Origin of the sequence: Ureibacillus sp. FSL W7-1570, assembly GCF_038593265.1 — a bacterium.
Taxonomy (GTDB): domain Bacteria; phylum Bacillota; class Bacilli; order Bacillales_A; family Planococcaceae; genus Ureibacillus; species Ureibacillus suwonensis.
Genome location: NZ_CP151979.1, coordinates 58137 through 83577, shown reverse-complemented (window position 1 = coordinate 83577; position 25441 = coordinate 58137). Strand labels below are relative to the sequence as shown.

The following is a 25441-nucleotide window of genomic DNA, read 5'->3' as shown; positions in this document are numbered from 1 at the left end:
TTCCTGCGGGATAAAAGCGGATCCCGCAGGTGATAAGCGATTGGAAAACAATCCCTTCCAATCTGATCAATCCCCCAAATATAGATGAATGGTTCCATCGACTTCCAATATGTTGTCCGGTTCTGGCAATTGGGATTTAACAACTTCTCCTTTTCCATGCAATTCGATATGGAACGGATAATTCAATTTCATGATTTCATCCACTTTCATTCCCACTAAATTCGGTACCCGTTCCGTCATTGGATCTCCCCAACGATACTGCTTTTCCAACTGGCCTTCCCGATTGACTTGCAACCCGATAATCGGCGCAATATCCTCGATGATTTGCCCTACGATAGGAGCGGCGATCGTGCTTCCAAATACAACGGAACTTTTCGGACTATCAACGGCAACGTATACAACCACTTGTGGATGATCGCTAGGTGCAAAACCGATGAAAGAAACAATATAATCACCCGATTTGTATCGGCCGTTTTCCACCTTTTGGGCCGTTCCGGTTTTTCCTCCAATGCGCAGCCCATCCCGGTAAGCATTGCGTCCAGAGCCATTTGCAACAACCGATTCCAAAGCGTACCGAACCTTTTCTGAAGTTTTTTCGCTGATTACAGTACGTTTCAGCTCCGGTTTATTTTCAAGAATGGTTTTTCCCGTTTCAGAATCGACTATTTTTGAAACGACATAAGGCTTATAAAGTTTCCCTCCATTAATGGCTGCGGACACTGCCTGGACTTGCTGGATCGGAGTCACCGCAATCCCTTGCCCGAAGGAAGTTGTCGCATGTTCAACGGGTCCGAAGGCTTCTTTTGAAAATAGGATGCCGGTCGCTTCACCTGCAATATTTGATCCTGTTGATTCCCCAAAACCAAAGTTTTTAATGTATTGCAATAATTTGTCCGGCCCCACCCGTTGGCCAAGTTCGATAAAACCAGGGTTACAGGAGTTTTCCACCACTTGCAAAAAAGTTTGCTGTCCATGGCCTTCCCGTTTCCAGCAACGCAACCTCGAATCTTCCACGATTGTATACCCTCTATCGTAGAATGTATCTTTGTCCAAATCGACTTTGCCCTCCTCAAGGGCAGCAGCCAAAGTAATAATTTTAAATGTTGACCCTGGCTCAAAGGTCATCCAGACTGGCAAGTTGCGGTTATAGATTTCAGGTTTCGCATTTTCATAATTGCTGGGATCGTATGTAGGATATGAAGCAAGGGCCAATATTTCACCCGAATTTGGATTCATCACGATTGCCAGCGCCTGTTCCGCATTGTATTTTTTCATCGCTTGCGCCAATTCTCTTTCCACCACTTGTTGGACTTCCAAATCAATGGTCAGTTGCACCGTCGCACCTTGTTTCCCTTCCCGCCACTCATCATCCACGTGTGGCAAAGCATTCCCTTTCGCATCTGTAAAAAGCCGGATGGCCGCATCTTTTGACGTCAAATATTTATCGTATTGAAATTCGATTCCTGCCAATCCTTGTGTGTCGTAGCCGGTGAATCCAAGGAAACGGGAAAGCAGCGTTCCGTAAGGGTAATGCCGTACGTAATCGACACCGGTATATAAGCCGTCGATTTTCAATCCTTGCAGTTCAACGGCTTGTTCGTACGTAATGTTTTTCCCTTCCGGCGCAAGCTTGACTAAATAGGATTTGGAGTTCATTTTTTCATAGAGTTTCTTTTCATCCACTTTTAATACGGAAGCGATTTGTTTTGCAGCTTGTTCGATATTGTCATTTTGAGCCGGCATGAAATATAGGGTCGGAGCCAATTTGTTTGTTACAATCACTTCACCGTGTCGATCGACGATTTCCCCACGCTCTGAAGCGAACGGAATTTCCCGATCCCAATTTTCCTTTGCCAGTTCTGTCAACTTATCATGTTGAATAACTTGGACATAAAACAGCCGTACAATGACAGCTGCCACAAAAAGAATAAATCCAAAAAGCACAATCCTTAACCGTTTTTTCGAAACGGTTGAAATCCACTTCATTCGACACCACACCCCGTTTTTAACAAGGTATGAATCGAACTTCTCATCTATTCAAAAGGGATGAATTAATCTTGTGGCAACTCTTCTTTTGTCCCCTCTTTATTTTGAACAAAGGATTCTTCAGGCGTTTTCAATTTTACAACGATTGGTGATGAATCGGTAATGACCGTATTTTCTGAAACACTTTGGCTTTCTACATATCCTTCCCCCACAATTTCAAGATTTATACCGGACATCGATTTATAGATGAGCAAATTTCTTAATGACCAATTTTCAAATGAAGGCAATGTCACAGCGCCATCGGTTTTTAAAAAGACGAGGCCGTTTTTCAACAAGGATACCCCCTCTTTCGGATATTGGTCGATGATTTCTCCCCCTTCACCGATAATGATCGGTTTCAAACCTTGACTCTCCAATTCTTGTTTTAGATTATCGGCATTTTTCCCTATATACTTTCCGATTTTCACCGTTTCTACCGGCTTCACATCTTCGGGGTTGATATTTAAATATTTCAAACTGTTTTCCATTACAGGTTTAAATACTTTGGCCACCGGTTCAGAACCTACTTCAGTATCTTTGAGTTTCGGTCTTTTTACCGCCACATAGACGATCAACTGGGGATCATCGGCAGGAGCCATCCCTAAAAAGGAATACAAATAATTGTTTTTGCCGTACAAATAGCCTCTTCCATTCGGATTCGGAATTTGGGCTGTCCCTGTTTTGCCTGCAACTTCATAACCGTCAATGTGATAGTTTCTGGCAGTACCGACTTCCGAAGTGACTGTGGATGACAATATTTTCCTTACTTGTTTTGCAGTGCTTGCCGAAATCGGCTTTCCTTTTTCTTTCGGTTTATGTTCTTCAATCACTTTTCCAGTGGAAGAATCAACTATTTTGTCAATGACATACGGCTGCATCATCACGCCATCATTGGTGATGGCCGTCATTGCCTGCACAAGTTGTATCGGCGTCACCGTAGATCCTTGTCCGAATGAAGTCGTTACATAGTTGATGGGATAACGGGTCAAAATGGTTCCGGTTACTTCCCCAGGCAAGTCAATTCCTGTCTTTTGTCCGAAACCGAATGCATTTAAATATCGAATGAACGTATCGTTCCCCATTGTTTGGAGCAAATTGGCCATCGCCGTATTCGATGAGCGTTGGAAACCTTCCAAATAAGTGATCCGTCCCCAACCGTAAACGTTGTGGTCCCGGATTGTTCTGTCAAGCACCTTATATGCGCCCGATTGATAGGTGGCATTCGGATTCCAATGGCCGGAATCGATCGCTGCAGCCAATGTGAAGGTTTTCATTGTGGAACCCGGTTCAATCACTTCCTGGGTGAGATAGTTCAACCAATTGTTTTCCAAACCTTCCCGCGTTTCCGGATTGAAAGTTGGACGCTGGGACATTGCGAGGACTTCTCCCGTTTTGGCATCCGCGACAATGCCGACCATCATTTCCGGATTATATTCTTGGTAAACATTTGTCATGGCATCTTCCAAAAAGTTTTGAATCGTTTTATCAATCGTCAAGTATATGTTGTCTCCGTTTTTCGCCGGTTTGACCATTTTTTCTCTGTTCGGGATCAGATAATGCAATGCATCCGTTTCGTATTCAATCTTTCCGTTTTCCCCGGTCAATTGTTTATTGTAAATCAACTCCAACCCCATTTTTCCGACAGAGAGGAATGTTCCATCATCCTGCTTTTCCTTCTGCGTAAAACCGATTAAGTGGGAGGCAAAGACACCATTTGGATAATATCTTTTGGTATCACTTACAAACTTAATTCCAGGCAATTGTTCCTTTTCAATTTTAGTTTTGATTTCGTGGCTGATTCCTCTACCTGCCGCGCCAAATTCCACTTGGTAATAATAGCGGCCATCCGGTCTTCGTTTTGTTAAAATTTTATAAATTTCCGATTCATCCAGGGAAATATATTTTGACAACACTTCCGCCGTCTTTTCAGGGTCCACTACATGCTGCGGTTTTTTCGGGTTTGTTGTTGCGACCGGATTGACGATGGCTATCAATCGGTAACTTAACGTGTCCTCCGCAATCACATTGCCGTTCCGGTCCAGTATTTTGCCCCTTTCGGCAGTGATCACCGCTTCCTTTTGGTACAATGCCGCAGCTTTCGCCTTCAATTGTTCCCCTTCCACTTGACCTGTCGCTTGAATAAACGTAATCCTCAACAATAATGCAAAAAAGAGCCCTCCATAAAAGACGAACAATAGAAAGGCTCCCCATTGAAAACGAAATTTCTTTTTCTTCATTCTCCCGGCACAACCTTTACATTATCTTCTTTCAGAGTCAAACCGAGTGAATTTGCTTTTTCCCAGATTCTTTCGTATGTTGATAATTCGCTGACTTGCACCTTTAAATCAACATTTTGTTTCTCAATTTCCGCAATTTCTCTTTCAATTTTCTCTATTTCGATCGTTGTTTTTTGAATAGAGCTTTGCTTATGTAAAATGAATATGGATAGTGTTGCGATAAGTATGACAAATGCTATATATAGAAACTTTTCCCTTGCTGTGATGATTTTCCGGTGTTTCTTTGGTGACTGTTTGGTCTTAGGTTGGATAGCGGGTTGTTCATAGGGTGCTTCTTGATGCTGATAATAAATTTGTTGCCTTACACGAACTGCCATTTAGCCACGCCCTTTTTCATGAATTTTTTCCGAGATCCGCAGTTTTGCCGATCTCGCCCGATTGTTCGCCATTATTTCTTCCTTTGATGGCACAATCGGTTTTTTTGTAATTATTTTTAATACCGGTTGGAATTCATCTGGAATGATTGGTAACCCTGGAGGTAACTCCGGCAATGAAGAAGCCTCTTTAAATATTGTTTTGACGATGCGGTCTTCCAATGAATGGAATGTAATGACGCTGATACGGCCACCCACACGCAACAAATCAATGGCATCAGTAAGCGAATCTTCAATTGCTCCCAACTCGTCATTTACCGCAATGCGGATTGCCTGGAAAACTCTCTTTGCAGGATGTCCGCCTGTGCGACGACGGGATGCTGGAATCGCTTCTTTGATTAATTCCGCAAGCTGTCCAGTTGTTTCGATTGGTCCCTTTTTTCTTGCCGATTCAATTTTGCGGGCAATTTGCTTGGAAAAGTGTTCTTCTCCATAACGAAAAAAAATGCGCACTAACGCTTCATAAGGCCACTCGTTCACAATATGATAGGCAGTCAATTCTTGGGTCTGATCCATTCGCATGTCCAAAGGAGCATCATGTTGATAGCTGAATCCCCGCTCTGGAGTGTCCAATTGTGGGGATGAAACGCCCAAATCATAGAGAATGCCATCAACTTTCTGAATATTTAGCAAATCCAATTGTTGCTTTAAATAACGGAAATTGGAATGAACATAAGTGATTTTATCGTTGTATTGTTCCAAACGTTTTTTTGCATGCTCAATAGCATTTAAATCCTGATCAAAACAAATCAATCTTCCCGCGTCTGAAAGCTGTTGAACCAAATATTCGCTATGACCGGCCCCACCTAACGTACAATCCACATAGATTCCGTCCGGTTTGACATTCAATCCATCGACAGTCTCTTTTAGCAATACGGTAGTATGATTGAACATGTGATTTTGCCCCTTCACGGATGTATTCTCTTAGAAGTCAAAACCGATAAGATTTTCCGCAATATCGTTGAAAGACTCCTCTGCTTGGTTGAAATATTCTTCCCAAAGCTCTTTTGACCATATTTCAATTTTGGTTGAGACTCCCAAAATGACACATTCTTTTTCCAGTTTGGCATAAGCAGCAAGATTCGATGGGATGTTGATGCGCCCTTGTTTATCCAATTCAACTTCAGTAGCCCCTGAGAAGAAGAACCTGGCAAACGCTCTCGCATCTTTTTTTGTCATTGGCAAGTCTTTTAATTTTTCTTCGAGCTTTCGCCATTCGTTCATAGGATAGCCAAAAAGACAGTTATCAAGACCTCTTGTAATCACAAAAGAATTGCCTAATGCTTCACGAAATTTTGATGGTATGATTAAACGTCCTTTGGCATCAACGGTGTGTTGATATTCTCCCATGAACATGCTACTCACCCCACTTTAGTAAATAATGTACCACAATCCCCCACTTTCCTCCACACATTTTTCATTACGATGATAAACTTTTGATAAATCATGACAATAGTACTCATAAGGGAGCATTCTGATAAAGTAAAAAAGAGCTACCTCTGCCAGAGATAGCTCATAAAAATAGTCGGATATTATTAAAATTTTACTAAATAGTGGGAATTACTTATTTTCAAAGGCAACTTTAATAAATCCGAAATAAGACTTTGTCCATAGATATTTAAATACTGATAAGGATTGTATACCCGCTCTTGCCAATTGTCATTCGGATATAACTCACTTGCAATGGTGTTTAATCTGCGGATCGTATGTTCATGCTTCAGCAGCACTTCCTGTTCAACTTTTTTATTCAAATAATCCAGCTGCATGAAATGATACTGTTTATTTTTTTCCAGTATCTTTTCCAAATGAATTTGTTTCGAATCAAGATATCGGGACAAGTCTTCGTATTCCGCTTCAAGCATTTTCCGAATATGATCGATTTTGTTTTTCGCTTCCGCATCCTGAATGCTTTCGATAAATTGTTGTTTTATTTTTTCCACTTGGCCATTTACAACATCTTCAAAAGTCAGATCGTATTCAGAAAGCAATTGTTCCGCTTGTCGCGTGACAAGGGTAATGTTTAATCTCGGTGCCAAAATCGGCATCTGCAAATTCAATATTTCAAAAGCATCTTTTAATGTCGCCCAATATTGAAGCTCACCCGGACCTGCCACAAATGCCAATACCGGCAAACACATTTCTTGCATCAATGGTCTTGTCACCACATTATTGCTCAACTTTTCCGGTGACCGTTCAGCAAGCTGCAAAAGCTCGTCTTCCGTAAATTTCACGTTTGCAGCCAAATTGACAAAATCCCCATTTTTTCTTTCCAGTAAAAATCGTTCTCCGTCTTTTACATAAAACAGGTTCGCATTTTCCTCCGCCGCTGAAATCGGCGTACCATATCCGTTTTTGTCAAATAATCGCTCTTTTTCAACAACCGCCGCGCTGATTGCCTCATTTTTTTGGATGATTTGTTGAAAAAAAGCGGATTGATAATGTCGAAATGGCGGAAACGCCGAATCAATCATCAAAAGTCCTTCTTCTTGAAATAATTCGTTCAGTAAACGGGAGAAGAAATCTGTGAATGTTTCGCTTTCATTCATATGATGGAGGACCGATTGATAAATTCCCCGTGTATGTTCCGTTTCTCCATAATCTTTAAAAATTTCATCAATGAAAGCTTTCATTTCCGCATGATCAAACCGGGTTTCGGAAGCAATGGTTTTATGGCGGGGAGCTGTGCCATAAATTCTCTTTTTCGGCACCCCTTCCGCAATCGTGAAGGTATGATTGATTTCAAGAATATCGTGATCTTCCCCTGCAATCCAAAATATCGGTACCACATCAATGCCCAATTTTTCACTTTGTTCTCTTGCCAATAAAATGACACTGATCGCTTTATAAACAGAATAAAGCGGACCCGTAAGCAGCCCTGCCTGTTGTCCGCCAACGACCGCCAACGCTCCGTTTTCCAATTTATTTAAATGCTCCATCGATTTTTGTGAAATTCCGAAAGGCTCCATAAATTGATAAATGACATTGCTCAAACCTTTTCTGTCATATTGCTGTTCTTTCAAATATCCGGCTCTTATGCGAAATGAATCGTCGTTGTATGGATATTGGTAAAACGACAATAATCGTTCGCTTCCCGCCCAAAAATCAGATAACAGCTGATTGCCAACTGGTGATAATCTTTCCAGTTCCATATTACTTCTCCTCTACTTATCTCTATACATTCATATTCATTAAAAGAGTTTTACTTGTACTATTGTAAACTTTAAAGCATTGTCTGAAAAGAAAATGGCTTCAATTCTTATGTAATTCAATCCGACTATGTAACAAAAAAAATGACGCTTTGAACAATGCCCACTATCCAAACGATGTTATATACGATCAACAAGTATAAAAATTGCATCCGCCAAATCCTTCTTAAAAGGGGAACCACTTCGATCTCTTTTTGGGTTCTCCAGTCTATATAAGTCATAATCATGGCAATCAATAATGATATGGAAATGGTCACGATGCTAAATGGGGCCCCCCATAATGTTGTGATGGAGATGGTGACGGAGAAAAACAGAACAAAGGTGGTGATGTCCGCAGCCAACCGAAAACTGCTGTTCACTTGTTTTTTCAAGAGTTTGCGGAAGAACAGAAAAGATAGAATGAAAATCGCTACCGGTAATAATATCAGGATGCCAAGCACATATGCCAATACCAATTTCACGTTTTTTCACCCTCTATGGCCAACACTAAATGGTATAACGTTTTTAGAGTGGGCAATCTTTTTCCTTTTTGCTCCGCTTTTTTAATCACAGCCCCTACAATCGAATCCACTTCCGTTTTTTTGTTCATCAAACGATCCTGGAGCATGGAAGAAGTGTTGGAAGCCGTTTTCTCACATAATGCAATCACATCTTGGAAAGATATAAGCTTTCTTTGTTCCGGAAAAGCTTCCATGCATTCTTCATATAATACTTCCAACAATTTTCTGGCATGACCATTTGTCGCCAAGTCGCCATTTTTCACTTGCAGTATCGCCGTCAATGGGTTGATGAAACAATTGTATAATGCCTTCTCCAACAGCATCGTTTCAGCATCATCAACCCATTGGACAGGGAACAATCCATTCTTCACATCAAGCAAGGATTGGTATGCTTCATGATTTCCCCGACCAACCGCTAATTTTAACACACCAACACCCCGATGAATAACCGTATGATCATTTTCCTTTTGCGCACCAAATTGGCAGGATCCGAAACCAATCGATTTTTGCGGCAGTTTCAGCGCTTCTTTAAAATGGGCCAATCCGTTCTGCACAAACAAAATGGGCATATCAATTGATAATTTTTCCAGCTGAGGCAAGACATCTTTCAAATGAGTATATTTCACTGCCACAATCACTAATGAATCCCCTGCTATTTCCGCATAGCCGGAAGTGACATTCACAAATGTCTCCGTAACAGTACCATCCAAATTTCTTCTAATGATTCCATGTTTACGGATCGCTTCTTCCTGCTCTTTTCTTCGAACGATCACCGTGACTTCAAAATGTTCGGCCAAAAACGAAGCCATCAACATTCCGACAGAACCTGCACCAATCACCACAATCTTTCTCATATCCGCTACCCTCTTTGACACTTCTTTTCTTTTCATTGTACCCGCTGCCATAAAAACTCAACAAGAAAAGGTGTGACCGAAAGAGTGCCACACCCTTTTTCCATATTATACTGGAACTATTTGAAGTTTTCGATCATTTTCGTCCGGATAGTAGAAAGAGAAAATATCCGATTATTGCTGCTGCTTTTGTTGCTGCTGTTCAATGAAAACGGCTCCTTGTTGAAGCCACTTTAACACGCGATCGTGTTCCGTTTGAAGCTCCCGGTATTTCAGTTCAAGCTCATTATACGCTTCCGTCAATTCATCAAAACTGTTCAGTGCAAGTTTCAAATGGCTTCTCATTAGTTGCTTCGGTCTTTTTCTGACACTATTCAGCATTTGACCGTATTGTTGCCTTAATGTTTTATTCCAGCGGAAACCGCAAGCTTGCTTTGTACGACCCAGCACTTGCGCAGCCTCTGCAAAAGCTTCCAATTGAGTTCTTCCATTTTGAACGGCAGTTATCACAATCTCTGCCAATTTTTCATCATCTTCAGGGGTCCATTGATCTTTCCTTCTTTTCCCTTCCATACCTATCACCTCTCATTTTTTTACTCTACTATATGCAAAAAGAGAATAAATAGAATTAAAGAACATAGAAAAAATAGGTTGCGACATATAAAAATTTTGTCACAACCTATTTTCATCAACCCAGGTTTCTTTACGGTAATATGGTTGAAAAGAATGTTTTCATATACCATTTATTTTTTGCTGCTTGACTTGGACAAGAAACGTTCCACCGCTTTTTCATGCTCTTCGCTTTCCCAAAGTTTGGCGCAAAGTCTGATTTCTTCCATCACGCGTCCATAGACATTCCGCTCTCTCCATTTGCGAAGTTCAATTTCTTTATAGGCATGGTGGACAGAAGGATGAACTTTTTTCATATCCTCAATGAACGCTTCCAACGCCTCTTCTTTTGGACCATCAAACACTCTCATCGCCCAGCCGATTTCATATAATTGCTCGGCCGTATAAGGCTTGGCATCAATCAGCATTTTCAACGCCCGATCATGGCGCAATCCTCTTTCAAACAAATAAGTTCCGCCACCCCATCCAGTCGTAATGGCCAATGTTCCTTGAATGAATCCGCATTTTGCGTGGCTGGCCACCAACCGGAAATCGCAGGCTGTGGCAATTTCGCAGCCTCCACCAACGGCTGTCCCATTAATGAGTGCAATGGTTGGAACATGCAATGTAGCAAGTTCATATAAAATATTCCCCATTTTGCTGAGCATTCCAAAGGCTTCCTCTGCCGTTTTCAAACTATGGAATTCCGACAAATCCCCTCCGGAACAGAAGGCTCTATCCCCCGCACCGGTGATGACCAAAAACCGTACGTCTTTATTTTCTTTTATATGCTTAATGACTTGTTTCAACCCATCCATCACTTCGTCATTAACCGCATTTCTCTTTTCTTCCCTGTCGATGGTAAATGTTAGGATCCCATCTTTTAGATCAATTTTGTAAGACAATGAACAACATCCCCTTTTAAACAATTATTTCAACATAACGCTATATGATTTCATAGTAATAGACGAATCCGTTCTTGACAAGATTTGGTTATTACCGAAATTCATTGAAAAAAGCAAAAAAAGACTATTAGAGAGCCATGGTCACTCTAATAGTCTTTTGTAAGCAGCGTACGAACGATGCACGCTTTATTATTTGCTTACCACTTCTTTACCTTTGTAATGTCCGCAAGATTTGCAAACATGGTGAGATAAAGTTAGTTCACCGCAGTTTGGGCAATTTACCATACCAGGTACTGATAATTTGTAATGAGTACGGCGTTTTCTTTTAGCAGTTTTAGAAGTTCTTCTAAATGGTACAGCCATGATTGGCACCTCCTTACAGGTTTATTCATCTTTTTGATCAAAAAACTTAGCTAATCCAGCAAGTCTTGGATCCACTTTTGGTTTGTCATTTTGTTGACTTAACTCTTCTTCTGTATAATAACTCCAGTCTTTTCCGCCTTTGATGGTACCTTCAGTGCCTTCCTTGAACACTTGCATCGGTACTTCAAGGAGAATCAAATCTTCCAAGACCGGTTTTAAATCGATGACTTCTCCATCTATATAATGGATATCCTCATCTTCATCATTTCCCCGAAGTTCTGGATCAGCCCAACTGAAGACTTCAACCGTCTCAACTTCAACAGGAAATTCAACATCTTCCCAAGTGCGGGCACAGGGAAGGGTTAAGGTCGCTGTCAAATGCAATTGACAAGTCATTTGTGAATTTCCGATAGTACAGTGACCTTTTATATGAACGGGTGAAATATCGCGAATATCTTTATTTCGCTTTTTCACATCATCCAGCTCGACGACTGTATCAATCGGCATTCCAGTATGGCGATACTTTGATAGTTGATGAATAGACCATTTCATTCACGAATCACCCCAAGACAACAATGATGATTATATAATGTGATAATTTAGATGTCAAGATATTTTCTTGTCACTTTACAAAAACGATGCAATATTTCAGTATAAACTTATAGGAATCAAACAGAAATTTTGGAAAGGGGCATATTATGAAAGCTGTCGGAATCGTTGTGGAATACAATCCATTCCATAATGGACATTACTATCATGTTACCCAATCAAAAAAAATTACAAACGCTGATGTGGTCATCGCTGTCATGAGCGGCCCCTTTCTGCAAAGAGGAGAACCGGCCCTCGTTTCCAAATGGCACCGGGCAAAAATGGCGTTGAAGAGCGGCGTTGATATCGTTGTGGAATTGCCTTATGTGTTTAGCACCGCAAACGCTCCTTTATTTGCTGAAGGCGCGATTTTCCTCCTTGGCGCGCTGCAATGCGAAGCCTTTTCATTCGGGAGCGAAGATGGCAAATTGGAGCCGTTTTTGAACACCGCCGACTTAATCGAAACCCATTTTGATGAATATAATGAACTCATTAAAAAGTTTGTGTCAACTGGCATAAGTTATCCGCAAAGTTTGTTTTATGCATATGAACAACTGAAACAAAAGAACAACCGTGTTTATCTTGACTTATCCAAACCGAATAACATTCTTGGCTATCACTATATTGTCGCCGCCAAAAAATTCGATTTGCCTGTTCAACCGGTGACAATCCAACGAATCCAGGCAAATTATCACGATTCTATCAATGAAAGGTCGACCATTGCAAGTGCAACGGGCATCCGAAAAGAAATTTTTCAGAAGGGGACTGTGGAAATAGTCCGCCCTTACGTTCCGGATGCAACGTTCCAGGAACTTACGGAATGGCGGCATCAGTATTCGCGCTTTGTGGATTGGGAAGCGTTCTGGCCCCTTTTGAAATATGCCATTATGCGTCATCGTCCGGAACACTTGACCGCCTTTGCAGACGTTTCGGAAGGCATTGAATATGCACTGATTAAGCATGCCAAACAAAGTGATACCTTTACACAACTGATGTCCGCCATCAAATCCAAACGCTACACTTGGACGAGATTGCAACGGATGCTCACCCATATATATACAGGCATTACGAAAGAAGAACTGCATCAATCCAAAACGCCGACCTATATCCGTCTGCTTGGAATGACAAAAAAAGGGCAGGCCTATTTATCGGAACGGAAGAAAAACTTGGAGCTTCCTTTGATCAGCCGTGTGGCACAAGCAAAAGATCCGATGCTTCAAATCGATATCCGGGCATCCGAAATGTACGCTTTAGGCGTCGAGCATTTTTCAAATAAAAAAATTGACGGAGATTATAAACTTCCGCCAATTCGTCTGTAATCATTTCTTTTTTTCAGGCAGGCTCTCCAAATAGTTCAAAGCGTCATCAACCGTTTTTACCGGCACGATTTTCATGTCGGTATTTATTTTTTTGGCCGTTGTGACAGCCGCTTCATAATTGGAGATAAGTCCAGGATCTTTCTTCTTGGCTTCCTCTGAAATTTCATCATCGGGGGCGAAGAAAATTTCCACCCCGTCTCTATCGGCGGCGACCACTTTCTTTTCGATGCCCCCGATCCGGCCAACCGTGCCATCTTCATTGATGACACCGGTGCCCGCAACCGAATACCCTTTTGTAATATCTTCATCCATGAGCTGGTTGAGAATTTCTAATGTGAACATGAGTCCCGCAGAAGGCCCCCCGATATCTTTCGAATTAATTTTTACGACCGGATCTGTTTTTATTGTGACATTTTCCTTATAAGTAACGCCTAAACCGATTTTCCCGTCGCTATCGGGGATCTCTTTTAAAGTGACGGATTCGTCCAATAATTTTTCATCCCTTTGAACCACCAGTTGGACAACATCGTTTTCTTTTTTTTCTACCAGAGCATGAGCCAAATCTTCCGGCTTCTTAATGACTTTTCCATCAATTTCCACAATTTTATCCCCTGGCTGCAAGATACCGGCGCTCGCCCCATCGGACAATACGTTTAACACGATGATGCCGTCATATTCCACCTCATATGGCAAACCTGTCTTATTGAAGGCAACATAAATGGCATTAAATTGGGAATCTTTCATAAGCGTCAATTGACGAACATTATATTCACGATCGTCTTCTTCCTTTTGATGGATTTCCTTCTTTTTAACAATATCTTGATACTTGCTGAATTTCGCAATCAAGAGCGTCAAGGGAGTGGCATTGCTCATCGATACAGTCATTAAACTGAATGTTCCTTCATCATCCACATCGCCATTTTCCACTTTGACATATTCGCTAACATCATAGGCGCTTCCAGGTTTCATAATATAGTAATCAAGCTGGTAAAAAGATAAAAAAATTGCGACGAACAACGCAAGTATCATCCATATCAGACGTTTCAACGGTTTGAGCACCCCCTATGTCAGCTCAAAAAAGCTAAATAAATAAAGTTGCACCTGCATATATTAGTTTAGCAATCAAAGAATGAACCAAAGAAAAACAAAAAGTTGAAAAGAGTTGATGGCTTATTCCACTACTATATCTTTTCGTATGTATTACACTCATTTGTTTATTATTGATCTTTCCAGGAATTGCACACAAAGGGGCAGACCTTGGACTTGAACTATTCATGGAAGCCCTGTTCCCCTATTTGCTGCCATATTTGATTTTAACACAATGGTTTATCCGCTTGACACCTGAAAAGGACAATTCCTTGTCCAGATTTAAATTATATTTGAAGACGTATGGCATCAGTGCCCTCGGCGGCTTTCCAACTGGTGCGGCAACCATTGCCTACTTGAAAAGGACAAATCAGATTTCAAAACAGGAAGCAAACGGCCTTTTAAGTATTTGCCATAGTCCAAGCCCTTTATTCGTATTGGGATTTGTGGGCAATGACTTATTGAACAATACCCGGTTCAGCTGGCAATACCTGATTTTATATCATACCGTTTCGATCTTGATTCTGATATTGTACTACTTTTATCATCGTTCAAATCCTCGACAGGCCGTGAAATCAGACAACCTTAAACGGATTGAAAACCCGTTTATATCAAGCATCAAAGACAGCATTCCGACCGTTCTGGTTGTCGGTTCTACCATCATTTTTTTCACAACCGTCTATACCGTCGTCATGTATACGATTCATACCATTTTTCCAAATATACATAAATATTTCCTACTACTGACAGCAGCATCTTTGGAAATGACGAACGGACTCCAAATTTCGCAAAAGTTTTTTTCCAATGACCCCATCTTGCTGCCGATGCTGATGGCCACCTTTTTATCCAGCCAAAGCTTGAGCATTCATATGCAAGTGGCGGTCATTGCTAAAAGCGAAAATATTTCGCTGAAACCCTATATTCTTTTAAGGATCTTTATCACGTTTATTATTCCTTTTTTATATTTTATATTATTTTTATAAGGCAGGATAAAGGAAAAACTCGGCAGACATGCACGTCTGCCGAGTTTAAATGTTTTGCTGATATTTCGCTTTCAATGCTTCTTCCACTACACAAGGCACAAGCCCTTTGACACTTCCCCCATATCGGGCAACTTCTTTCACAATGCTGGAACTTAAGAAGGAATATTGATTTTTCGTCATGATGAAAAATGTTTCGATGGATTCTTCCAAAAAGCGGTTCATCGATGTGATTTGCATTTCATATTCAAAGTCAGAGACCGCACGCAGGCCACGAACGATGGCAATGGCGTTTCTGGCTTTTGCATAATCCACCAATAATCCGGAAGAACTTTCAACCCGAACATTCGGAATATCTTTCGTCACTTCTTTGATTAGTTCAATTCTTTCTTCAATGGTAAACAATGGCTTTTTCGAAGAATTCTTTAACGCAGCCACATAGACAACATCAAAAATATCCGCAGCCCGTCTGATAATGTCCAGATGTCCATTCGTAATCGGATCGAAACTTCCAGGTACAACAGCGATTTTTTCCGACAATTTTTCTCTCTCCCTAATTCATTCGATAAATTGAAATATTGGTATTTCCATAAGTTTCTTCTCGAACGCAAACAAATTGTCCGTAGTTTTTGGGCAATTGCACTTCTGACGAATGCTCACAAACGATGATGGCATCACGGGAAAGCTTTCCGCCTTCCGCAAGAATTGAAAGGTAATCATAATATTCCAGTTTTTTATATGGAGGGTCGGCAAATACATAATCAATTTGTATATCCCTCTTCAAGAGCGCCCTGACAGCGCGGCCGGCCTCTGTGCAATACATTTCCGAACGATCTTCGTAACGGCATTTCTTAATGTTTTCTTTCAATATTTGAAATGCCTTCCGATCTTTCTCAACAAAGATGGCACGTTCCGCCCCCCTGCTCAACGCTTCAATTCCCAAACCACCACTGCCTGCAAATAAATCTAAAGCGGTTCCTCCATCAAAAAAAGGACCAATGATATTAAAAATGGATTCTTTCACTTTATCTGCAGTCGGCCGTGTAGTGGTTCCAGAAATCGCTTTAAGCGGTATTCCTTTTCTTTCACCGGCTACCACCCGCAATTTCATCACCAAACTTTCCCTATTGTTCTGAATGGATCGTTTTAATGGAAATCGAGTCTTTCTTTTTAACAATTTCTACCATGAACAGTTTTTGCAGCCAAGATTCTTCAATATAGTATTTTCCGGCAATTTCTTTAATCGGTTGTGAAACCGTATTGTATCGTCTTTGATTATAAACATAAAATCCATGATCCATCGGGAAACGGAATTGCCGGATTTCATTATTCGCATAATAACCGTTTTCCCCAACCCGCGTTTCATAACCGAGATGACTCAACAAAGTATCGGCGGAATACAACACTTGCCCATCTTTGAAAATCACTTCAACATCCTTGGCCACATTGGAATTTACATATAATTCCCTGTTATCATTAAAAAGCAACGGAAATACTTCATCTGTTGCAGCATTGGCCTGGAAATATTGTGTGTGATTTCCAAACACTTCGCTCAACAATTCATCCAGCATTGCAACGTCCAGTTTGGTTCCTTCTAAATTTTGCAATTTTTCAGTCCAAACTTTTTGTTGTTCTTCCGTCATCCGGTTATTTAATGTTAAAGTAATTTCTTTTGCCTTTTCTCCGCCAATCCCGGTATTTGTCAGAAATGAAGCCAATACCTCAGGCACCCATTCCGGCACATCATCAAACTGATATTTCATGTTCAATTGGGATAAAATGATCTCTTCCTTTAAGGCTTCCAATGATGCATTGCCCGAAAATAAAATGCGGTTTCCTTGGGTTTTGATGCCGGAACCGAGAACGATGGCGATATGCTCATCATTCAGCAGATTCATTTCATCCAACTGTTCCATCATATCACTTTGAATCGGATTTGGCGAATAGATGGTAACCAATCCATCTTTTTCTCGATGTTGCAACGGATTCACTTGATAATACAGTTCGTTTACCGGGCCTGTACCGCTGAACATCGTGTAGTTTACCAAAGATAATGATTGCTGCCCGGTTAAAGGCAAACCCGATACCCATGTACCGTTAACGGATTGATCGGTTGTAATATGTACTGTCGTATGGGATACGATTCCATTTTCCAATGTAACAAAAATATCTTTCAAAAACTGATTGGATTTCAATCCGCCCTTTAAAGGGATGATATAAGAAATGGATTGATTTTGAATATCGCTTTTTTCGAATTTGGAAAAATCCTCGCTTAACCGTTTGCAACTGTTTTCCTTTTCAATAAAACAATCCGGGCTTACGGCTTGCTCCGGCCAGTTGATAGAAACCGTTTGATTTGGTAAATTTCTAAAGTGGTGGCGGATGTCCAAACTTTCTCCTCTCAGGACTATATCAATTTCCTGGTTGTAAGTGAAATCGTCCACTTTACTCTCCTGCTGGTTGGAAAACACCTGATATTGAAAAAAAAGGACACCGCCTATAAGTAAGACAAGCAAACTGAAGAAGCTGACAATATATTTCATGGGCAAGCCACCTCTAACATGCTAATATATGTATTATGTATATAGAAAGGATGATCAAAATGACACAACAATTTGTCGAGCTAGGACAAGGTTATGGAGATATTTATGAATTGTGTGAATTGATCCGCACAAACGAAAAACGATTCCATAATGCCTTTTTGTTTATATCTTATAAAGGAAACGAAGCGTACGCTTCCCCAGCTGTAGCCTTTCAACCGGTCGGCGATGGCAACTTTATGCCTATATACATATGCCGTGAAGGAATCCCTTATAATCCCGGAAAACCTTCAAAAAGGCTGCAATTATTTGAAGAAGCATTAAAAGAAATCGGCAAGGAAGCGATTCCGATGGACATCAAACATTCCTGCTATTATGCGGAAACCATTTTATTCTATCAACATTTGATCGGAGTATTGCGAATGAACCGCTTAATTCCGCCACTGGATTAACGGTTAAAGCCCGATGCGGTAGTCATATTCTTCTTTATCTTTTTTGAATTTTGTATTTTCAAATTCATTTTTTACAAACGGCAAGTAGGATTCAACAACGTCTTTCACGAATGGAAGGCGTTGTATTTTATTTTTTATATAAGGTATTTCGTCCCGATTGCAGTAGAGGACCACATATTTTAATTTTCTTGAAATATAATGCACATGGCCGAACTTTCTTAAACTCTTGGCGTGTTTCAACTGATAAACATACACGATAAGCCCTTGTCTTTCTTGCATTTTCATTACCCCTTTTCTTCATTTCAAGGATACCATACACGTATTTTTAATAGCAACTGACATTCGTGACATGACGTTACAATTTTCGTTATAATCTTTTTTAAGGGACTTGATTATGGTGGAATGAATACAAGGAAATCTCATATTAGAAAATATAGATTAGAAGCTCGTAAATGAAGGAGGCCAATCATGGGAAAAAAGACAAAACTGGCGTTGGCAATCGCCGCTGCAAGTGCAGCTGCATGGGCTGGAAGCAAAGCCTTTATGAAACCCCAAAAACGGGAAGGAAAAGAAGTGCTGCAAAAAGCCCCGGTCGTGCTGGCTCATAGAGGAGGGGCTAAACTCGCGCCAGAACATACAATGATCGCTTTTGAAAAGGCTTTTGAACTCGGAGTCGACGGTTTTGAAATCGATATCAGGCTCACGAAAGATGAAGAAATTGTCGCGTTCCACGATGAAACGATCGACCGAACATCTGACGGATTAGGGGCCGTAAAGGATTTTACACTGGAAGAATTAAAAAACTTTAATTTTGGTTACCACTTTAAAGATGAGAATGGACACCACCCGTATCGGGATCAAAAAGCGGAAATTGTCACATTGAAAGAACTATTTGAAAAGTTTCCAAATATGTATATCAACATCGATATCAAAGATAGCCCGGAAACCTATGAAGGAAGTTTGATGCCTTCGAAACTTTGGAGAATAATTGAAGAATATAAGGCGGAAGACCGTGTAGTGGTAACGAGCTTCTATAGCGAACAAGTCGATCGTTTCAATTTGTATGCACAAAACCGGGTCGCTTTGGGAGCCGGTGAAACGGATGTAAGGAAAGCTTTTGCCGCATATACGAGCCAATTTGGGCATCTCTATCATCCGAAGGTGGACGTTTTCCAACTTCCGACAAAACATGGAAGATTTTCTCTTGATTCACCAAAATTTATCTCTTTTTTAAACAATTTAAATATTCCGGTGCATTATTGGGTCATTGATGATGAAGAGCAAATGGGGAAACTGTTGGACAATGGGGCGAAAGGCATCATCACCGACCGGCCGGATATCGCCGTTCCCTTCGTCCGGAATTGGATGGAGCAGCAACAGGAAAAAGGGGAAAATCAGAAATAGTGTTTTTTTGGAGATTTCAAGACTTCTTCACATTCGTAGTACAGGCCGTACCAAGGTTTGTGCTACTATTTTTTTAGCTGAAATCAAGATATCTTAAACAACTTATGAACTAACCAGTCATATCCGCTTCCTTCCAACATGTGTACCTATGGATTTTGAAAATCCCGCAGAAAGGGATGACTCCAAAGAAGAAGGAATAGGCATTTACAGTTTTAGGATGGGTTATCCGAACTTGAAAGGGGTATTTTATTTGAAAAAAACATTACTTGTCACATTTTTTGCCCTGTTATTGATTGCTTGCGGAAATGAAAAAACTTTCGATTATACAGTTCATGATTTTATACAAAAATATGAGGAAACGGCGGGGGATTCCATTCCGATTGGTGAAAAGATCCAATTTGATGAAAAAACTTATTTAGTTGAAATCCTCCCGACAGTTGCATTAGTTCTTAATACGGATGATCATAACAATCTTGAAAAAGCGGCTGTCAGCGTCAAACCGGAAGCGATTTCAAAGGATATGGATATAGTATTGGCCAGTTTTCATACGCTTCTAAAATCCATCGACCCCTCTCTGACGGATGACGACATCGATCAAATATACAATCAATTGGACATTGCCGGTCCAACCCTTGCCAATCATGAAAAATCATACACTTTGAACCATATCAACTATAAAATTGAAAAAGATATCGAAAGCGATTCAATTCTGTTGGAGGCCTCGCCCGACTGAGCTGAAAATAACCATCTTGGGGAGGCTTCCATTTCCGCAATCAGATTGATCATTCTTCCTGAGTTCCATCCAGACGTTTCTTTCTCAAGTTATACAAATAAACGATCGGGAAAATTCCGCAGATTAAGATTATTCCTCCTATTAACATCCCATCCAGGAAGTTGTAGCCATCGGTCAGTGCCGTTGCAATCCCTAAACCAAGGGAAATGAAAACAAGAACCACCATTGAAATCATCATTTGCTTTTTTGGATTCATTTCGGTGCTTTCATAATCTGCGGCAATACCCATGGACAAGTATGCAGAAATCACAGTCGTTAGCATAAATAACATCCATAGAGGATTATCCCTCATTGCATCGAACCCTTTTGTCACCCAGTCATACCCCAAAATGCAAATAATCCCAAAAGTTTGGATAAAATAAACAATCCGGATGTTTTTTAAATTTTGCAGCTTTAGGCGTTCATCACCGATTTTTTTCATTTATTCATCCTCCTTTTCAATCCAAAATACCTCATCCAATGTTTTATTCACCGCATAACAAATATCCAGACACAGCCTGAGTGTCGGGTTATATTTCCCCTTCTCGATGAGGCTGATCGTTTGGCGGGTCACCCCGACCTTTTCCGCCAACTGTTGCTGTGTCAGATTTGCTTCTACTCTTGCAATCCTCACCCTATTTTCCAAAAGTTCAATCACCCCTTCTTACTTTATATTGTAATATATATATTACATAATGCAATATATATTTTACATATCAATATAAATTCCTTGGATGAATTCAAAACAAAAAGGACCCTATACTTTGGGTCCATCGATCAACTCAATTCCTTCACAAACTGTTCTTCTGAAATGACTTTAAAACCATTTCTCTTAAGCAATGCGGAAGTGACTCCATCTCCCGCGATTTTCTGCCCGTTAAATTCTCCGGAATATACCATCGTGCTACCGCAAGAAGGGCTGTTCTCTTTAAGAACAACCAAGGTGGCCCCCACTTTTTTAGCAACTTCCAAAGTGGCGTAAGCCCCTCTTAAGAAATGTTCCGTCACATCTTTTCCGTTTTCCGTTAAGACCTTTGCCTTTCCATCCAAAACGTCATTACCGTCTCCGCCTATGATTTCTGCGGGTTCCCTTGGAGTCGATAATCCCCCCAAGACTTCCGGACAGACCGCCACAGCTTTCTTTTCCTCAATCAATTTCGCCACTTTTTCATCCAGACAATGGGTGCCATTATAGCGGACTTTTAATCCCGCCAAACAAGAACTGACCAGAATCATATCTACCTCCAGAATTGAATAAATTGCACTGTAAAATCCTTTGCCTTAAAGACTGTCGAAAACAATGAGGCTGTTCAGAAAGAAACTTCCTTCCAAACAGCCTAAATACTCCTTGTTTAAGCCGAACAAGAACATTTTCCGCCTGATCCGCAACCGCCGGAGTGGCAAGCCGTCTCAAAAAACGGATTGCTGACAGGCACTTTGACCGCTTCCGAAACAGACTTTCCAATAATGAGACTGATTTCATCCAGCATGTCTTGCAGCTGGTTTTCCACGAGCCTCAAATTTGCCACCTTTTCATTGAGATCCAGTTCTCTTTTTTGCTTTCTGATTTCTTTAGTAATTTTATGATAATCGGGATGATATTTGCCGAACCGCTGTACATCCTCGTATTGTTCTTTCATTCGATTAAATGCGGCAATCTTCTCAACCAACACTTGATCACTGTATACCGCATGATGGGCTTTACGATAATTGTGAACAAGTTCAGAATTGAGAATCATGGAGCTTAATGCGTCCGCTTCATCTAAAATGAAGGCCCATTCTGATGTCATCATCATCAATTATTCCTCCAATCTGTACATCTATCATAGCAAATTTTTATGGAAGTTTGTATTTGCAATACTTGCTTTTCCAGCCTTCATTAAGAAGTGCAATCCGCTACCTTTTTATTTTTGTCAATACGGATTGCACGCATTCATAATCGGAAAAATAGATTTCCCTATCCTTAAAGGTTTGGGTTGTTTCATGGCCTTTCCCGGCAATGAGGATGGTATCCCCTTCTTTGGCGGATAAAATGGCTTTTTCAATCGCTTCCGCCCGGTCCAAAATCATTTCGTATTTTTGCGTCGAGACGAATCCTGCCGCAATTTGGGAATTGATAAAGGCCGGATCTTCGCTTCGTGGATTATCTGTTGTCAAGTAAATCATATCCGCATATTTCGTTGCGACTGCTCCCATTTTAATCCGCTTATGTTTATCCCGATCGCCGCCGCAACTGAACACTAAAATCAAATCCCTTTTCGCCGTCTTTTTCAACGTTTTTAATACCGCCCTTAATGCCGCTTCCGTATGGGCATAATCAATATAAATAGATAAATTCAAATCATTTGGAACAGATTCCAGTCTTCCTTTCGGCAATCTTAACGTTTCGGCTGCTTCGCAAATTTTTTCGATCGGAAACCCTAATTCGCTGACCGTCGTAATGGCGGCAATGGCATTTTGCAATTGATGTTCTCCCACAAATGGCAATGTAAACACTTTTTGTCCTTTATCGCTTTGCAAGCAACAAGTGGTATGGTGAATCCCCTCCGCCAAAGTTTGCAATTGATAATTCACACGATTTCCGAGCCCAAAGTACGTTTTTTTCTTTTTGGACTGCAAGCCGACTGTGCGGCAAAAGGAGTCATCGCCGTTTAATACGAGTTTATCCGCCAGCTGGGCCAAAATTTGCTTGGACTGTTTATATTTTTCATAAGAACCGTGTTCTTCAATATGATCTTCCGCCAAATTTAAAAAGACGCCAATGTCAATATCGCAGTCATCCAGCCGGTGAGTCGCAAGCCCCATGGAAGATGCTTCTAACGCGACATATTGCACCCGGTTCCTTACCGCATACTGCAATATTCTGTGCAAGTGTTTCGGTTGCAGTGTCGTCAAATGTTCATAATCCAGATCGATTTCTTCCCCGTTGATAAATACGCCAACTGTTCCAATCACCATTACTTTTTTATGTAGTGCATGGAGCAGTTGCCCAATAAAATGGGTTACCGTCGTTTTTCCGTTTGTGCCCGTTACCGCAATCACTTGCAATGCTTCCGCAGGGAAACGATAAATTTTTGCGGCGCTGAATGACATAAATTTTAAACAGTTTGGCACCCAAATGAGGGGTACTGACAATTTTAATTGATCGAGTTTCGTTTCATCTTCAATGACAACTCCAACTGCACCATTTTGGATGGCTAAATCAATGTATTGATAGCCATCAAATTTTTTGCCTTTTCTTACAACAAATAAATCTCCAGGTTTTACATGCTGGGCATAATCCTCTACCCCTGATACTTCCACTCGTATGGAACCGCCTTTTACCGTACAAGGCCAATCCTTTAATAGCTCCGCTAGCTGCACTGTGTCACTCCTTTTCCATATCATATGCCCAGGAAAATAATGTGACACAAGGGGAAAGGAGGTCGGGAAACATTTTTGCCATAATTCCCTATCCCCACGGAAAATAAAAAAGCGGATGTAAACACATCGGTTTCACCATCCGCTTTTCTGAAATTTTTTGTAAAAGTCCACAGTTACACACACTATTTCAGCGATCAGGTTTATTCAGAAAGATTTGCGTATAATAGTTCATAAAGACCCCCGAACCGACATGGGTGAATTTGTCATTCAAAATTAATTTACGGTGATCTTCCGAATTAAACCAGCCATTGGCGGCCTCAATGGCGTCATAATAAGCAGTGGCCAAGTTTTCCCCCACTTCATCATAAACGACTGAATGGGCTGCCAGACGCTCTTTCAACGAACCATAATTCGGTGAATCATGGGACAAATAGTTTTCCGTGTACATTTCTTCGCTATGCTCCATTGCCGCAACGCTTGCTTCATCATCCCATTTTAGCGTCGGAACTTGTTCATTGCTCCGAAATACATTGATAATATCAAACAATTGTTTCGAATACGCTTGATTGCTTTCTTGCAACATATAAGAATTTAAGTTCGGCACCCGGATTAATTCCCCGACAAAGGTCATTTCATAGGGTCTATGTTTCACAAGGGTTTCGCTGTTGACAAACCGGATCCCGATCAATTTTTCGGTAAACGGATCGATATATAACTGGGCAAAAACGCCATCGAATTTGACTAAAATGCGGGTTTGCATATCGTTTTCCGTCAAGGTGAAGGTGTAAACATTTTCGCCTATTTTCGCGGTAATTTCCGGTTCCACAATGGTCATACGATAAATTTCGTCAAGGGACTGACCCACTTTATACGGAGCAGCATCCAATTGATCTCCCGCTATATATACCTGGACAATCTTTCCATGTTCCACCCCAAACATGACAAAGGTTTCAGGATGGTTATTATAAACCCACCATTCATAGCCAAAAGCACTTTGATCAATCCGGTTCGGTTCACCAAATTCATTAATGAGAAGGTCACTGTTTTGATTTATGTATGTGGATAGTCCAGTTTCCGGTCTTGGCAAGGCATCTTCATCACCTTCAATAACCTCGGTTTTCGGGATGACAGAAGATTTGGAATTAGGCCCTTCCAACGGTTTCAGTTCATATGATGAATCGGATGTATAATAATAAAGAATCGCCAAACAAAATAGCACAATTAATATACGAAAGAGAGTTTTCATAAAAGTTCAGATCCTTTGCTATAATAATTTCATTGTACTAAATTTATTGAGTATGACACAATGTTGTCATTGCAACTATTAAGAAATTGCACTATTATAAAATTATGCGTTAAAATTTGTTCGATGTAACAAAAGGAGGATCATTCATGTATTTTGAAAACAAAACGGTTGAAGATATAATCGTAGACCAAGCGGTACTTGTTGAAGTAATGGAAAAAAACGGCTTGGAATGCCATGGCGGATGGGACTATGACCGTATGACATTCGACAAACGTTTTGATATCAAAGAAGGCCGTTACTATCTTCGTGTCTTCTGCACAGCGGTTTCCGGCGACTGTGGAAACAACTCCGCATCATTGAAAATCTTGAAACCTGCTCTTGGTAAATACTATTATCCTCATGGTGTGGAATACGGTGATGATGAAGTGTTCCCAGCTCATTTAGTGAAAAAATGTGAAGCAATTTTGGAAAATGTGAAAAAAGATTTAGCAGAACTTGGCATCGCCTAATCGCACTTATATAATTCATTTATATTACAAAGGAGGCAATAAAATGGCCTCT

General features: G+C 40.7%; 29 protein-coding genes. 6 read left to right on the top strand and 23 right to left on the bottom strand.

Annotated elements, in window-relative coordinates; genetic code table 11:
• Positions 1-66: 66 nt before the first annotated feature.
• The 12 genes from NST13_RS00420 to NST13_RS00365 all read right to left on the bottom strand — a co-directional run bounded on the left by NST13_RS00420 (position 67) and on the right by NST13_RS00365 (position 11682).
• Complete coding sequence (locus NST13_RS00420) at positions 67-1986, bottom strand: stage V sporulation protein D (protein ID WP_342469957.1); 1920 nt, start codon at positions 1984-1986, stop codon at positions 67-69.
• Between the two features lie 65 nt (positions 1987-2051).
• Positions 2052-4262: a penicillin-binding transpeptidase domain-containing protein gene (locus tag NST13_RS00415; RefSeq protein ID WP_342581123.1), complete on the bottom strand. Its 2211-nt coding sequence runs from the start codon at positions 4260-4262 to the stop codon at positions 2052-2054.
• Positions 4259-4639, bottom strand: coding sequence for a cell division protein FtsL (gene ftsL, locus NST13_RS00410; RefSeq protein WP_342469959.1), 381 nt, complete (start codon positions 4637-4639; stop codon positions 4259-4261). Before ftsL ends, NST13_RS00415 begins: the two co-directional genes overlap by 4 nt.
• Positions 4640-5590 (bottom strand): 16S rRNA (cytosine(1402)-N(4))-methyltransferase RsmH, encoded by a 951-nt coding sequence (rsmH, locus tag NST13_RS00405; protein WP_342581122.1) that lies wholly within the window; start codon positions 5588-5590, stop codon positions 4640-4642.
• Between the two features lie 30 nt (positions 5591-5620).
• Entirely contained in the window at positions 5621-6052 is a 432-nt protein-coding gene (mraZ, locus tag NST13_RS00400) for a division/cell wall cluster transcriptional repressor MraZ (RefSeq protein WP_342469961.1), read from the bottom strand.
• Positions 6053-6231: 179 nt separating this feature from the next.
• Positions 6232-7845 (bottom strand): bacillithiol biosynthesis cysteine-adding enzyme BshC, encoded by a 1614-nt coding sequence (bshC, locus tag NST13_RS00395; protein ID WP_342581121.1) that lies wholly within the window; start codon positions 7843-7845, stop codon positions 6232-6234.
• A gap of 125 nt (positions 7846-7970) precedes the next feature.
• Positions 7971-8363 (bottom strand): DUF3397 family protein, encoded by a 393-nt coding sequence (locus NST13_RS00390; protein ID WP_342581120.1) that lies wholly within the window; start codon positions 8361-8363, stop codon positions 7971-7973.
• On the bottom strand, positions 8360-9256 hold the full coding sequence (locus NST13_RS00385) for a 2-dehydropantoate 2-reductase (protein WP_342581119.1): 897 nt from the start codon (positions 9254-9256) through the stop codon (positions 8360-8362). Before NST13_RS00385 ends, NST13_RS00390 begins: the two co-directional genes overlap by 4 nt.
• A 171-nt stretch (positions 9257-9427) precedes the next feature.
• Positions 9428-9826: a transcriptional regulator gene (locus NST13_RS00380; protein WP_342469965.1), complete on the bottom strand. Its 399-nt coding sequence runs from the start codon at positions 9824-9826 to the stop codon at positions 9428-9430.
• A gap of 170 nt (positions 9827-9996) precedes the next feature.
• Entirely contained in the window at positions 9997-10767 is a 771-nt protein-coding gene (locus tag NST13_RS00375) for an enoyl-CoA hydratase/isomerase family protein (protein ID WP_342469966.1), read from the bottom strand.
• Positions 10768-10956: 189 nt separating this feature from the next.
• Positions 10957-11130 (bottom strand): 50S ribosomal protein L32, encoded by a 174-nt coding sequence (gene rpmF, locus NST13_RS00370; RefSeq protein WP_342469967.1) that lies wholly within the window; start codon positions 11128-11130, stop codon positions 10957-10959.
• A gap of 21 nt (positions 11131-11151) precedes the next feature.
• Positions 11152-11682 carry a YceD family protein gene (locus NST13_RS00365; RefSeq protein WP_342581118.1) on the bottom strand — a complete coding sequence of 177 codons (531 nt, stop codon included), beginning with the start codon at positions 11680-11682 and terminating at the stop codon, positions 11152-11154.
• Positions 11683-11828: 146 nt separating this feature from the next.
• On the opposite strand from NST13_RS00365, the gene NST13_RS00360 reads away from it, so the two are divergent.
• Entirely contained in the window at positions 11829-13037 is a 1209-nt protein-coding gene (locus NST13_RS00360; protein ID WP_342581117.1) for a nucleotidyltransferase, read from the top strand.
• Here NST13_RS00360 and NST13_RS00355 read toward each other — a convergent pair whose 3' ends face one another.
• A complete protein-coding gene (locus tag NST13_RS00355) occupies positions 13038-14084 on the bottom strand; it encodes a SepM family pheromone-processing serine protease (protein WP_342581116.1) in 1047 nt (348 codons plus the stop codon). It lies immediately after the preceding gene.
• 227 nt (positions 14085-14311) lie between these two features.
• Between NST13_RS00355 and NST13_RS00350 the strand changes: the two genes are divergently transcribed.
• Positions 14312-15106 (top strand): hypothetical protein, encoded by a 795-nt coding sequence (locus NST13_RS00350; protein WP_342469971.1) that lies wholly within the window; start codon positions 14312-14314, stop codon positions 15104-15106.
• A 45-nt stretch (positions 15107-15151) separates the two neighbouring features.
• On the opposite strand, the gene coaD is transcribed toward NST13_RS00350, so the two are convergent.
• From coaD to NST13_RS00335, 3 genes are read right to left on the bottom strand one after another with little or no spacing between them, the layout of a single operon-like run.
• Positions 15152-15643 carry a pantetheine-phosphate adenylyltransferase gene (gene coaD / locus NST13_RS00345; RefSeq protein ID WP_342469972.1) on the bottom strand — a complete coding sequence of 164 codons (492 nt, stop codon included), beginning with the start codon at positions 15641-15643 and terminating at the stop codon, positions 15152-15154.
• 13 nt (positions 15644-15656) lie between these two features.
• Positions 15657-16208 (bottom strand): 16S rRNA (guanine(966)-N(2))-methyltransferase RsmD, encoded by a 552-nt coding sequence (rsmD, locus tag NST13_RS00340; RefSeq protein ID WP_342471164.1) that lies wholly within the window; start codon positions 16206-16208, stop codon positions 15657-15659.
• 19 nt (positions 16209-16227) lie between these two features.
• A complete protein-coding gene (locus NST13_RS00335; protein WP_342469973.1) occupies positions 16228-17646 on the bottom strand; it encodes an RNA polymerase II in 1419 nt (472 codons plus the stop codon).
• Positions 17647-17705: 59 nt separating this feature from the next.
• Here NST13_RS00335 and NST13_RS00330 point away from each other — a divergent pair, with 59 nt between their 5' ends.
• On the top strand, positions 17706-18095 hold the full coding sequence (locus NST13_RS00330) for a methylthioribose kinase (RefSeq protein WP_342469974.1): 390 nt from the start codon (positions 17706-17708) through the stop codon (positions 18093-18095).
• Positions 18096-18098: 3 nt separating this feature from the next.
• Here the strand turns inward: NST13_RS00330 and NST13_RS00325 are convergent, their stop codons facing one another.
• On the bottom strand, positions 18099-18374 hold the full coding sequence (locus tag NST13_RS00325) for a DUF2129 domain-containing protein (RefSeq protein WP_342469975.1): 276 nt from the start codon (positions 18372-18374) through the stop codon (positions 18099-18101).
• Positions 18375-18563: 189 nt separating this feature from the next.
• On the opposite strand from NST13_RS00325, the gene NST13_RS00320 reads away from it, so the two are divergent.
• Both NST13_RS00320 and NST13_RS00315 read left to right on the top strand, forming a co-directional pair.
• Positions 18564-19499 carry a glycerophosphodiester phosphodiesterase gene (locus NST13_RS00320; protein ID WP_342581115.1) on the top strand — a complete coding sequence of 312 codons (936 nt, stop codon included), beginning with the start codon at positions 18564-18566 and terminating at the stop codon, positions 19497-19499.
• A gap of 250 nt (positions 19500-19749) precedes the next feature.
• The gene (locus NST13_RS00315) at positions 19750-20232 is read left to right on the top strand and encodes a hypothetical protein (protein ID WP_342469977.1); all 483 of its coding nucleotides are present in this window, start codon (positions 19750-19752) and stop codon (positions 20230-20232) included.
• Positions 20233-20281: 49 nt separating this feature from the next.
• On the opposite strand, the gene NST13_RS00310 is transcribed toward NST13_RS00315, so the two are convergent.
• From NST13_RS00310 to NST13_RS00285, 6 genes are all read right to left on the bottom strand, one after another.
• Entirely contained in the window at positions 20282-20713 is a 432-nt protein-coding gene (locus NST13_RS00310; RefSeq protein WP_342581114.1) for a hypothetical protein, read from the bottom strand.
• Positions 20714-20917, bottom strand: coding sequence for a helix-turn-helix transcriptional regulator (locus tag NST13_RS00305; RefSeq protein WP_342469979.1), 204 nt, complete (start codon positions 20915-20917; stop codon positions 20714-20716). It abuts the gene before it with no gap.
• 131 nt (positions 20918-21048) lie between these two features.
• Positions 21049-21507, bottom strand: coding sequence for a DUF523 domain-containing protein (locus NST13_RS00300; protein WP_342581113.1), 459 nt, complete (start codon positions 21505-21507; stop codon positions 21049-21051).
• 116 nt (positions 21508-21623) lie between these two features.
• Entirely contained in the window at positions 21624-22067 is a 444-nt protein-coding gene (locus NST13_RS00295; RefSeq protein ID WP_342469981.1) for a YlbF family regulator, read from the bottom strand.
• Positions 22068-22167: 100 nt separating this feature from the next.
• Positions 22168-23634, bottom strand: coding sequence for a UDP-N-acetylmuramoyl-L-alanyl-D-glutamate--2,6-diaminopimelate ligase (locus NST13_RS00290; protein ID WP_342581112.1), 1467 nt, complete (start codon positions 23632-23634; stop codon positions 22168-22170).
• 187 nt (positions 23635-23821) lie between these two features.
• Positions 23822-24880, bottom strand: coding sequence for a CAP domain-containing protein (locus NST13_RS00285; RefSeq protein ID WP_342469983.1), 1059 nt, complete (start codon positions 24878-24880; stop codon positions 23822-23824).
• Between the two features lie 146 nt (positions 24881-25026).
• On the opposite strand from NST13_RS00285, the gene NST13_RS00280 reads away from it, so the two are divergent.
• Positions 25027-25389, top strand: coding sequence for a YugN family protein (locus tag NST13_RS00280; RefSeq protein ID WP_342581111.1), 363 nt, complete (start codon positions 25027-25029; stop codon positions 25387-25389).
• Positions 25390-25441 lie beyond the last annotated feature (52 nt).

Bases quoted from the DNA above. Each gene is read 5' to 3' on its own strand.
- NST13_RS00295 (WP_342469981.1), bottom strand. From the start codon at position 22,067: ATGATGATGACATCAGAATGGGCCTTCATTTTAGATGAAGCGGACGCA.
- NST13_RS00310 (WP_342581114.1), bottom strand. From the start codon at position 20,713: ATGAAAAAAATCGGTGATGAACGCCTAAAGCTGCAAAATTTAAAAAAC.
- NST13_RS00335 (WP_342469973.1), bottom strand. From the start codon at position 17,646: ATGAAATATATTGTCAGCTTCTTCAGTTTGCTTGTCTTACTTATAGGC.
- NST13_RS00280 (WP_342581111.1), top strand. From the start codon at position 25,027: ATGTATTTTGAAAACAAAACGGTTGAAGATATAATCGTAGACCAAGCG.
- mraZ (WP_342469961.1), bottom strand. From the start codon at position 6,052: ATGTTCATGGGAGAATATCAACACACCGTTGATGCCAAAGGACGTTTA.
- bshC (WP_342581121.1), bottom strand. From the start codon at position 7,845: ATGGAACTGGAAAGATTATCACCAGTTGGCAATCAGCTGTTATCTGAT.
- NST13_RS00325 (WP_342469975.1), bottom strand. From the start codon at position 18,374: ATGCAAGAAAGACAAGGGCTTATCGTGTATGTTTATCAGTTGAAACAC.
- NST13_RS00360 (WP_342581117.1), top strand. From the start codon at position 11,829: ATGAAAGCTGTCGGAATCGTTGTGGAATACAATCCATTCCATAATGGA.
- NST13_RS00365 (WP_342581118.1), bottom strand. From the start codon at position 11,682: ATGAAATGGTCTATTCATCAACTATCAAAGTATCGCCATACTGGAATG.
- ftsL (WP_342469959.1), bottom strand. From the start codon at position 4,639: ATGGCAGTTCGTGTAAGGCAACAAATTTATTATCAGCATCAAGAAGCA.
- rpmF (WP_342469967.1), bottom strand. From the start codon at position 11,130: ATGGCTGTACCATTTAGAAGAACTTCTAAAACTGCTAAAAGAAAACGC.
- rsmH (WP_342581122.1), bottom strand. From the start codon at position 5,590: ATGTTCAATCATACTACCGTATTGCTAAAAGAGACTGTCGATGGATTG.
- NST13_RS00350 (WP_342469971.1), top strand. From the start codon at position 14,312: ATGGAAGCCCTGTTCCCCTATTTGCTGCCATATTTGATTTTAACACAA.
- NST13_RS00300 (WP_342581113.1), bottom strand. From the start codon at position 21,507: ATGATTCTGGTCAGTTCTTGTTTGGCGGGATTAAAAGTCCGCTATAAT.
- NST13_RS00420 (WP_342469957.1), bottom strand. From the start codon at position 1,986: ATGAAGTGGATTTCAACCGTTTCGAAAAAACGGTTAAGGATTGTGCTT.
- NST13_RS00385 (WP_342581119.1), bottom strand. From the start codon at position 9,256: ATGAGAAAGATTGTGGTGATTGGTGCAGGTTCTGTCGGAATGTTGATG.
- NST13_RS00285 (WP_342469983.1), bottom strand. From the start codon at position 24,880: ATGAAAACTCTCTTTCGTATATTAATTGTGCTATTTTGTTTGGCGATT.
- NST13_RS00380 (WP_342469965.1), bottom strand. From the start codon at position 9,826: ATGGAAGGGAAAAGAAGGAAAGATCAATGGACCCCTGAAGATGATGAA.
- NST13_RS00320 (WP_342581115.1), top strand. From the start codon at position 18,564: ATGGGAAAAAAGACAAAACTGGCGTTGGCAATCGCCGCTGCAAGTGCA.
- NST13_RS00415 (WP_342581123.1), bottom strand. From the start codon at position 4,262: ATGAAGAAAAAGAAATTTCGTTTTCAATGGGGAGCCTTTCTATTGTTC.
- NST13_RS00330 (WP_342469974.1), top strand. From the start codon at position 17,706: ATGACACAACAATTTGTCGAGCTAGGACAAGGTTATGGAGATATTTAT.